Source organism: Candidatus Zixiibacteriota bacterium, assembly GCA_035574315.1.
Lineage (GTDB): Bacteria > Desulfobacterota > Binatia > UBA9968 > UBA9968 > DATLYW01.
The window spans coordinates 1-8,392 of the sequence record DATLYW010000018.1 but is presented as its reverse complement, the minus strand read 5'-3'; the positions used below and the strand labels follow the sequence as shown (position 1 = coordinate 8,392).

Genomic DNA, 8,392 nt, shown 5'->3' with positions numbered 1-8,392 from the left:
GTGTTTGGAGATGCCGGCGGAGCCGAAGGGGAGCACGTTTGCGGGCAAGGTGCGTCATTTATCGTATCCGGTGCGGGAGCTGGGCGGGTTGATTTTCGCTTACCTCGGGCCCGACCCCGACAACCCGCCGCCCCTGCCGCGGTACCGTGCGCTGGCCGATCCCGCCGGACGGCGGTCGCTCGAGGACACACGCGTCTACGGGTACAACTGGTTCAACTTCATCGAAAACGGCGCCGATCCGGTGCATTTTTCCATTTTGCATCGGGCCGACCCGGCCGATGGAACGTGGCGAAGCTGGTTCTTCGACGCCAAAGACGTTCCGCCTTTCGACGCGATCCGGACTCGCTACGGAATGAAAGTGATCTCGCGGAAGCCGGGACCGACGCCCGATACCGAATACGTCGACGAGAAAAGTTTTGCCCTGCCGAGTATCCTGCAAATCGGTGACACCGAATTCACCCATTTCAAAAAGCCCAAGGAAGCCCTCGCAGAAGGGTGTCATAACGAGCACTTCATGTTCGCAACCCCCAACGACGACCAAAGCTTTACGCTCTACACGGTCAATCACTATACAGGTGACGATCCCGATTTTTTCGAGAAGCTGTCCCCCAGCCGCCGCATCGCCGCGCCCACACCGAAGAAAGAGTACGACCAGCGGAAGTATTCACCGTATCGGGGAAACGTTCGCACTGAGGACATCATGTGCCAGACCACGCAGCCGTTGCTGGGTGAGCGGCGGGAGCATCTGGCGGCGTCGGACAAAGGCGTGATCCTGATCCGCAAGATCATCCTGGAGGCGATTCAGGCCGTACAGGACGGCCGCAGGCCCACCGGCGTTTGGGGCCCCGAAGACATCGGCGCGATCGTCGACATCGACTCGTTCACCGGAATCAGGAAAAAGGAGCTCGGCGGCAATCAATGAGGACCAAGCGCATAGTCGGCTGGCGCGGCGTTTCTCTGATATTGATTCTGGGGTTCGTTCCGGGACAGCGCGGCGCAGTCCAGGCCTCGCCCATCCGGATCGCTTACAGCGCCGTCAGCGGTGCAATGGCCCCCCTGTGGGTGGCACAGGAAGGCGGCTATTTCAAACGAGAAGGCCTCGATACGGAGTTGCTTTACATCGGGGGCGGCTCGTTGCTGATCCAATCGATGATCAGCGGAGAGGTTTCATTTGCTTACGGGCCCTCCGTCCCCGTCATCAATGCCGCGCTCAAGGGCTCCGACCTCGTCTTGATCGCTAACACAGGGAACGCGTTGGTGTTTTCGATCATGTCACGGCCCGACATCAGGCAGCCCGCGCAGATTCGCGGCAAGAAGGTGGGCGTGACACGCTTCGGCGGCTCCACGGACTGGGCGTTGGATGCTGCGCTCAAACAATGGGGCCTGGATCGCGGACGGGAAGTCGTCGCGGTTCAAACAGGAGGAATGCCGGAGAGTCTGGCCGCGTTGACGGCGGGGGCACTGGACGCGGCCGTGCTGTCCCCGCCCAGCAACTTTCGGGCTCGCAAGGCCGGCATGAACGAGCTGGTCGACGTGGGGCAGCTCGGCATCGCTTTTCCGAATACCCCACTGTCGGCGACCCGCTCGTATCTTCGCTCGCATCGCGAAAACGCGCTCCGCTTCATCCGCGCTTTCTGCGCCGGGCTGTACCGGCTGCGTCGGGACAAAGAGTTCAGCATGAGAGTGCTGGCGAGATACACCAGGGTTCGGGACGCGGAAACTCTGGCTGATCTTTACCAGGTTTACGCGGTTCGGTACTCCGGAGACCTCGTTCCGTACGTGCGCGCCGAAGGCGTCGGTACGATTCTCACGAAAACCGCGGGCAAGGAGGCCAGGGACTCCAAGGCCGCGGATTTCATCGACAACGGCCTTCTGAGGGAGCTGGAGCAGAGCGGCTGGTTTCGCAGTCTCCGCTAGCGGTTCGCAGCGGCGATGAACGTTCTGATTACGGGCGGATCGGGAAGGCTCGGGCGGTGTCTCATTGGAGAATTGATGCGCCACGGCCATGCTGTTTGCGCGCTCGACGTGGCTCGGCCGGAGGGGGAGCCGTGCCGCTTCGTGGTCGCCGATCTTCTCCGATACGAGACGCTGCCGAGGCTCGTCAGTGGATTCGACGCGGTCGTTCACCTGGCACGGAAGCGTTTCCCCTACACGGAGAAGGGTTACGATCCCGCGAGCGGGACATGGAAGATTCCCGATGCGCCGGACGACGCGGAAACGTTCGCCCGCAACGTGGAGATGACGTACAACGTCCTGGCGGCGGCCTGCGATGCGGCCGTGAGAAAAATCGTCGTCGGGTCGAGTCTGGCCGTTTATGGGTTTTATTACCCGCTTCGGCCGTCCTGGCCGGAGTATGTCCCGGTCGACGAAGGCCACCCGCGTCGGCCGCAGGACCCCTACGGTTTGTCCAAGCTCATCGGGGAGGAGCTGGGGGAGTCCTTCTCGCGACGGAGCGGCGCGCAGGTCGCCAGCCTCCGTTTTTCCGGCATTTACACTGAAGACCATCGCGCCCTTCTTCTCGAAAGGAAAAAGAACCCGACGATCCGCGGAACGGGTGCGTTGTGGAGCTACGTGGACGTCCGTGACGCCGCCCGGGCGTGTCGGCTGGCGCTCGAAGCCGATTTTGCGGGCTGTGAAAACTTTAACATCTGTGCTCCCGTTACCCTGATGGACTCGACGACGCCGGAGCTCGTGGGCCGGCATCTTCCGCACGGCGTAGAGCTGCGCGAGAAGTCCAATACCAACTGGTCTGGCTACAGCACCAGGAAGGCGCGGGAAATGCTGGGATTCGAGGCGTCATTTCTGTTTGCGGGGTAAAGCGACTGCATCGAGGATTCCATGGCGGATTCCTCGGCAACACCATTTTAACCGCGACGACGCGATGCGATGCGTGCCTTGACAATGTCGGTGCCGCCGTAGTATTCGGGTGCGGTCCGTCCGCCGACGCGGGCGGTGTGCGACTCGGACGAGCAACGGCAGCTTCGCCGCGCTTGGCGAAGCCTAAAGCTCCGGAAGCAAACCCGGGGAAACCGCGAGGAGGGCTCGATGATCCGGTCAAGCGCCGTTTTTCTCAGCGTCGGAATCTTCGCCCTCGCTTCCGCGCCCGCCGACAGCGAACCGCTGAAAGTTCCTTACGTTTCCGTTTCGCCCAATCCCGCGCCGCTCTGGATCGCCCACGAAGCGGGCCTCTTCAAGAAAAGCAGTCTCGAGGTGGAGCTGGTCTATATTCCGGGCGGAACGGTAATCATTCAGGCGATGCTCTCCGGCGACGTGAAGTGGCAAACATGGCGCCGCCGGCGGCGATCGGGGCTTGGGTCAAAGGGGCCGACATCGCTCTGATCGGGACCGGGGTCAATCGGCTGTTGGAAACAGTGATGACCGCGTCCGAGATCAAGCGACCCCAAGATCTCAGGGGAAAGAAAATCGGCATCAGCCGCTACGGCTCGCTCACCGACATCATCCTGCGCGAGGGGCTGCGACACTACAAGCTGAATCCAGAAAAAGACGTGGTCATCCTTCAGGTCGGCGGCGAGGCACCGCGGCTGGCGGCCCTGAAGAGCGGTGCGGTCGATGGGGCGATGCTCTCGGGAGACCAGCGGTTTCAGGCGGAGAAACTGGGGTTCCACGTTCTTATCGATTTCAGCAAGCTGCCGATCGACTATCCCATCAACGGCATGGTGGCGCGCAGAGATTTCATCCGCGGTCAGAGAGAGTTGCTCAAAAGGTTCGTTCGGTCTTGGGCGGAAGGAATCAAAATCGTGAAGACGGACAAGGAGTTCAGCCTCAGGGTTCTGCAAAAGTACCTGCGAGTCGGAGACCGAGAGATCCTCGACAAGAGTTATGAACAGTACAAGCCGGTTTTCGAGGCGGTTCCCTACCCGGAACACAAGGGAGTCGCGTTCGCATTGAGCCGCCTGGCCGAAAGTTCCCCCGAGGCGGCAAAATTGAAGGCTGAAGACTTTATCGACCCCAGCATCGTCGCCGACCTCGACCGCGAGGGTTTCTTCAAGAGTCTCTATTCTGAAAAACGGGGTCGTTGACAAGGAGGAGACCGATGTTCGCGAAGCTTAAGCACCTGGCGATCGTGAGCGAACAGTACACTCTTCTCGGAAGATTCTACGAAGGCATGTTCGGAATGAAGCCTTCACAAAACGCCAGACCCTTCGGCGCGGTCGTTGTCAAGGACGGTTATGTAGGGTTGAACATCAACCCGAGAAAAGGCAAGGCCGGCCGCCAGGCCGGGCTGGACCACTTCGGTTTCGAGGTGGAAGACGTTAACGTGGTCTATGAACGTCTGAAAGCCGACTATCCGTCCATCAAAGTTCTGAAACGACCCAGCACGAGGCCATTCGCCGGTATCAGCACGCATGACCCGGCTGGCAACGTCTTCGACCTTTCGCAGCGGGGCATGGAGAACAGGACGGATGCCTATGTCGAGGCGGACCGGGAGCAGAAACGACACATCAGGCACATCGCGCTGCGGGCGGTCGAACCTGCGAAGCTGGCAAAATTCTATCGCGACGTATTCGAGTTGAGGGAAACCGAGAAGCCGGCCGGCGACCCTAATTTTTATCTCTCAGACGGAAGGGTCACTTTCGTCATCATGCCTTGGGACATCACCGATTTCGCCGGAACCGGAATCGAGCGGCCGGCACTGGACCATATCGGGTTCAAAGTCGAAAGCGTGGACGCCGTGAAGAGCGAGCTGGAAAAGGTCAAGAAGGAAAGACCGTCGCTCGCACCCAATCCTGTCGGGCCAGAGGCAGGGTCGGAGGGTGAGGCCAGGCTCAGGCTGTTCGCCAAATGCCCGCTCGGGCAGTTTCACATGTCAGACCCCGACGGGGTGCTGATCGACGTGAGCGAGAAGTAAGGCGCGCTCGCCGGCCTCATTTCTGGCGCCCCGCCGCATCGAGGTAGTTCTGCCAGAGATGGCGGCAGCGAAGGCCGAGGATCTTCTCCGCTTTGCTTGAATCCAGGCCGCTCCAGTTGCCGGAAAAGCCTTCCTTGATCCGCGGGAGGTCGGGTAAGAACCGGCGAACCAGGTCGTCGGTCGGCTCGGGCATCGCGCTCGTGGGCGCGGCGGCGTTGAAGATCTCGTGACCTGTGAAGTCGGCCTCGAGGGCGAGCCGGCAGGCCTCGGCCGCGTCGCGCGCGTCGATGTAGGTCCAGAAGCCGTTCCGTCTCTTCTCGGGGTTCTTCCATCTCTCCGGAAAGCTCCGAAACGTGGGATCGAAGTTGACGCCGGCCAGGCGCAGGCTGGCAATCGACATCGGGCGCGAAGCCGCGAAAGAACGCGCGACCTCCTCTCCCACGAGCTTCGACAGTCCATAGGGGTCTTGTGGCCGGCAAGGATGGTCCTCGTCGAGCGGGAGATACTCCGGCGTCCAGAAACGCGGCGCGTAGAGGAAGCCGTAGGCGGCGATGCTCGACCCTACGACGACCCTCGCGACGCCGAGGTCCGCGGCCGCCTTGAGCACGTTGTACGTGGAAACCACGTTGTTGCCGAAAGTTTCCGTGTCCGGCGCGAGGTTGGGCGCCTGGTATGCTCCGAGATGCACGATGCCGGCCGCGCCGGCCAGCGCCTCGTAGAGATCCGAAGCCCGTCTGAGGTCGGCGAGCCACGACGGACACAGCGCTTCGGCTGGCGGCAGGCGATCGAGGCTCAGCACCTCGTAGCCGCGCTCGAGGAGCTCGCGAATCACGAACCGCCCGAGACGGCCGCTGCCGCCGGTGACCACGATCTTCGCCACGGCCGCCACTATACCATCACGAGATCGAAAGGCCAGCGGGCGCGGCGGCGCCGCACGCTAAGAAGGAGACTGCAGGAATTGAACGAGCTGCTTCTCGCCCGCCGACAGATCTTTCGGCCGGCGGTAGATCAGCTTGGCTTCGGGGTGCGGGAAAAACCGCTCGACGCCCAGCAGCCGGAAGCGGCTCGCGTCCGCGGGATCGATGCAGATGTCGTGAACGATGCCGACGCCGATGCCGTTCGCCACGTAGCGCTTGATCTCGGTGCAGGTACTCGCCTCCATCCCGATCCTGAGCGACAGCCGGGCCTTGCGGAAGCCGCCGTCGACGACCTTTCTGGTCGTCGTGCCCGGCTGCAGCAGGACCAGGGGATGCTCGGCGAGCTCGGCCAGCCCGACGCGCCGCTTGAACGCCAGCGCATGGCGCAGCGGAACGATCGCCTTCAGCTTGGGCGCGACGAGAGACAGCTGTTCCATGTCGGGCATGAGCTGATCGAAGAGCCCCATCGCGAGGTCCGCCTCCCCCGAAGAGATGGTCGACGGCGCTTCCGTGTGCGGCCGCGCCAGGATCGTGAGCCGGATGGACGGATAGGTAGCGCGGAAGCGGGCGATTGCCGGCAGATAGTAATTCCGCAGGCAGGCCGGCGCGACCAGCACGATCTTGCCGGTGAACTCCGTCGTCGCGGTGACCGCTCTTTCCGTCGCTTCGCGAACGAGCGCCAGGATTTTCTCGGCGTCCTCGCGCAGCGTTTCCCCCTTCGGGGTCAACACCAGCCGCCGCCCCGCCTGCTCGAAGAGCTTGACGCCGAGCTCCTTCTCGAGCGTCTTGATCTGCAGGGAGACCGCGGAGGAGGTAAGAAAGCACCGCTTGGCGGCCTCCTTGACGCTGCCGTAGCGCGCGATCAGGCACAGGCTCTTCAGCTGGCGGAGCTCCATAAAAATTTACTTGACGGAGAGTTAAATACTTCAAGATTGACATGACTGCAATGCAGGGCTTATGGTGCGGCCAGCCGGTCGCAGCGGCGTGACCGGGCGCCTCGAGATGGATTTAAGAGAATTCCTGAAAGTCCTCGAACGCGAAGGCGAGCTGCACCGCGTCAGAGTCCCCGTCGATCCCAGGCACGAGATCGGCGCGGTGTGCAAGCTCATGAACGAAAAGCCCGGCAGCCCGGCCGTGGTCTTCGAGCAGCCGAAGGGTTCGGCGATACCGGTGGTCGGGCAGTTGCTCGCGAGCGATCGGCGCGTCGCACTGGCGTTGGGTCTCTCGGAGCGCGAGGTTTTCGAGGAAACCGTGAAGCGGGCGAGCCGTCCGACTCCGCCGCGGCTCGTGTCCGACGGCCCGTGCCAGGAGATCGTGTACGAGGGCGATCAGGTTGATCTCACCCGGCTCCCCATCTGCACCAACAATCCGCGGGACGGCGGGCCTTACATCACCGCCGGGCACGTCATCATCAAGGACGAAGAGTACGGCAAGAACCTGTCGATCTACCGGATGATGCTCGTCTCCAAGAACGAGGTCACGATTCGCTTCACCCCCGGGCATGACGGCTACGATTTCATGAAGAACGCGGAGAAGCGCGGCCAGAAGAAATTCGAGGTCGCGGTCTGCATCGGCGTGCCGCCGGCGGTCTACGTCGCCTCGCAGTTCGAGCCCCGCATCGGCGTCTACGAGCTCGAGATCGCTGGCGGATTGGCCGGCGCTCCGATCGACGTGGTCCGCTGCCGGACGATCGACCTGGAGGTCCCGGCGTTTTCGGAATTCGTCCTCGAGGGAGAGCTGGCGATCCCCGCGAAGGTCGGCAACGAAGGCCCCTTCGGTGAGTTCTGCGGCTACACGACCCGGCAGGTTCCGAACGAGCGCATCATGACCATCAAGGCGCTGACCCATCGCCGCAACCCGATCTACCACAACATCTGGCTTGGGAAGCCGCCGCACGAGCACCTCTACGTCGATGCGCTCACCTATGCGGTGGCGGCGTATCAGGAACTCAAGCCGGCCTATCCGGCGCTGAAAAAGGCGTATGCTCCGCCGTGGGGAGTCTCCATCGTTCTCATCCTGCAGCTCGAGAAGCGCCTGAAGCGGCCCGGCATCGTGGACAACATCTTGGGCGCGGCGCTCTACACCCGAAGCGGAAAATGGAAGCACGTGATCGTGGTGGACGAGGACATCAATATCTACGACCCGAACGAGGTTCTCTGGGCGCTCACCACCCGCTTCCAGCCCGCCACGGACATGTACGTGATTCCTCGCGGGATCACCAGCTCGCTGGAGCCTTCGGCGACGGCCGACGGCGTGACCTCGAAGCTGATGCTGGATCTTACCACCAAGGAGAATTTTCGGGGGGAGGTGGCCGAGCCGGAGCCGGCGATGCGCGAGCAGGTGGCGCGGCGGTGGAAAGAATACGGATTCGGAGGCTAGGAACCCGCGGCATCGGAAGGTGAAGCGAGAAAAAACCCGAGGAGTCCAGTCGTGAAAGCAGCCGCCAAACGCAGGGGCAGGAAAATTACGCTGGCGGACATCCCGCGGGTGGGGCGGGGGACGCCGGCGGGGGAGTGGTTTCGGCGTTACTGGGTGGTGGTGGGGACGGTGCGGGATTTGCGCGATATTCCGCAGGCGGTGCGGGTGTTGGGGGAGGAGCTGGTGT

Annotated in this window: 9 protein-coding genes; 7 read left to right on the top strand and 2 right to left on the bottom strand. The window is 62.5% G+C overall.

Annotation, left to right across the window (positions count from 1 at the left end):
* The 6 genes from VNN77_05595 to VNN77_05570 all read left to right on the top strand — a co-directional run.
* Positions 1 to 922, top strand: a 922-nt coding sequence (locus VNN77_05595) for a hypothetical protein (protein HXG50868.1), incomplete at its 5' end; no start/stop codon positions are given.
* Complete coding sequence (locus VNN77_05590; protein HXG50867.1) at positions 919 to 1,917, top strand: ABC transporter substrate-binding protein; 999 nt, start codon at positions 919 to 921, stop codon at positions 1,915 to 1,917. The genes VNN77_05595 and VNN77_05590, both read left to right, overlap by 4 nt.
* A 15-nt stretch (positions 1,918 to 1,932) precedes the next feature.
* Positions 1,933 to 2,817, top strand: a complete 885-nt coding sequence (locus tag VNN77_05585) for an NAD(P)-dependent oxidoreductase (GenBank protein HXG50866.1) — start codon at positions 1,933 to 1,935, stop codon at positions 2,815 to 2,817.
* 228 nt (positions 2,818 to 3,045) lie between these two features.
* Positions 3,046 to 3,339, top strand: a complete 294-nt coding sequence (locus VNN77_05580; GenBank protein ID HXG50865.1) for a hypothetical protein — start codon at positions 3,046 to 3,048, stop codon at positions 3,337 to 3,339.
* On the top strand, positions 3,285 to 4,040 hold the full coding sequence (locus VNN77_05575) for an ABC transporter substrate-binding protein (GenBank protein ID HXG50864.1): 756 nt from the start codon (positions 3,285 to 3,287) through the stop codon (positions 4,038 to 4,040). The genes VNN77_05580 and VNN77_05575 overlap by 55 nt, the downstream gene beginning before the upstream one ends.
* A 14-nt stretch (positions 4,041 to 4,054) precedes the next feature.
* Positions 4,055 to 4,870: a VOC family protein gene (locus VNN77_05570; GenBank protein ID HXG50863.1), complete on the top strand. Its 816-nt coding sequence runs from the start codon at positions 4,055 to 4,057 to the stop codon at positions 4,868 to 4,870.
* 16 nt (positions 4,871 to 4,886) lie between these two features.
* On the opposite strand, the gene VNN77_05565 is transcribed toward VNN77_05570, so the two are convergent.
* Both VNN77_05565 and VNN77_05560 read right to left on the bottom strand, forming a co-directional pair.
* Positions 4,887 to 5,759: an NAD(P)-dependent oxidoreductase gene (locus tag VNN77_05565; GenBank protein ID HXG50862.1), complete on the bottom strand. Its 873-nt coding sequence runs from the start codon at positions 5,757 to 5,759 to the stop codon at positions 4,887 to 4,889.
* A 48-nt stretch (positions 5,760 to 5,807) separates the two neighbouring features.
* Complete coding sequence (locus VNN77_05560; GenBank protein ID HXG50861.1) at positions 5,808 to 6,683, bottom strand: LysR family transcriptional regulator; 876 nt, start codon at positions 6,681 to 6,683, stop codon at positions 5,808 to 5,810.
* A gap of 106 nt (positions 6,684 to 6,789) precedes the next feature.
* On the opposite strand from VNN77_05560, the gene VNN77_05555 reads away from it, so the two are divergent.
* A complete protein-coding gene (locus VNN77_05555) occupies positions 6,790 to 8,166 on the top strand; it encodes a UbiD family decarboxylase (protein ID HXG50860.1) in 1,377 nt (458 codons plus the stop codon).
* Positions 8,167 to 8,392 lie beyond the last annotated feature (226 nt).

Excerpts from the sequence above, each read along its gene's own strand:
- VNN77_05570 (HXG50863.1), top strand. The coding sequence starts at position 4,055 with ATGTTCGCGAAGCTTAAGCACCTGGCGATCGTGAGCGAACAGTACACT.
- VNN77_05580 (HXG50865.1), top strand. The coding sequence starts at position 3,046 with ATGATCCGGTCAAGCGCCGTTTTTCTCAGCGTCGGAATCTTCGCCCTC.
- VNN77_05585 (HXG50866.1), top strand. The coding sequence starts at position 1,933 with ATGAACGTTCTGATTACGGGCGGATCGGGAAGGCTCGGGCGGTGTCTC.
- VNN77_05575 (HXG50864.1), top strand. The coding sequence starts at position 3,285 with ATGGCGCCGCCGGCGGCGATCGGGGCTTGGGTCAAAGGGGCCGACATC.
- VNN77_05555 (HXG50860.1), top strand. The coding sequence starts at position 6,790 with ATGGATTTAAGAGAATTCCTGAAAGTCCTCGAACGCGAAGGCGAGCTG.
- VNN77_05560 (HXG50861.1), bottom strand. The coding sequence starts at position 6,683 with ATGGAGCTCCGCCAGCTGAAGAGCCTGTGCCTGATCGCGCGCTACGGC.
- VNN77_05590 (HXG50867.1), top strand. The coding sequence starts at position 919 with ATGAGGACCAAGCGCATAGTCGGCTGGCGCGGCGTTTCTCTGATATTG.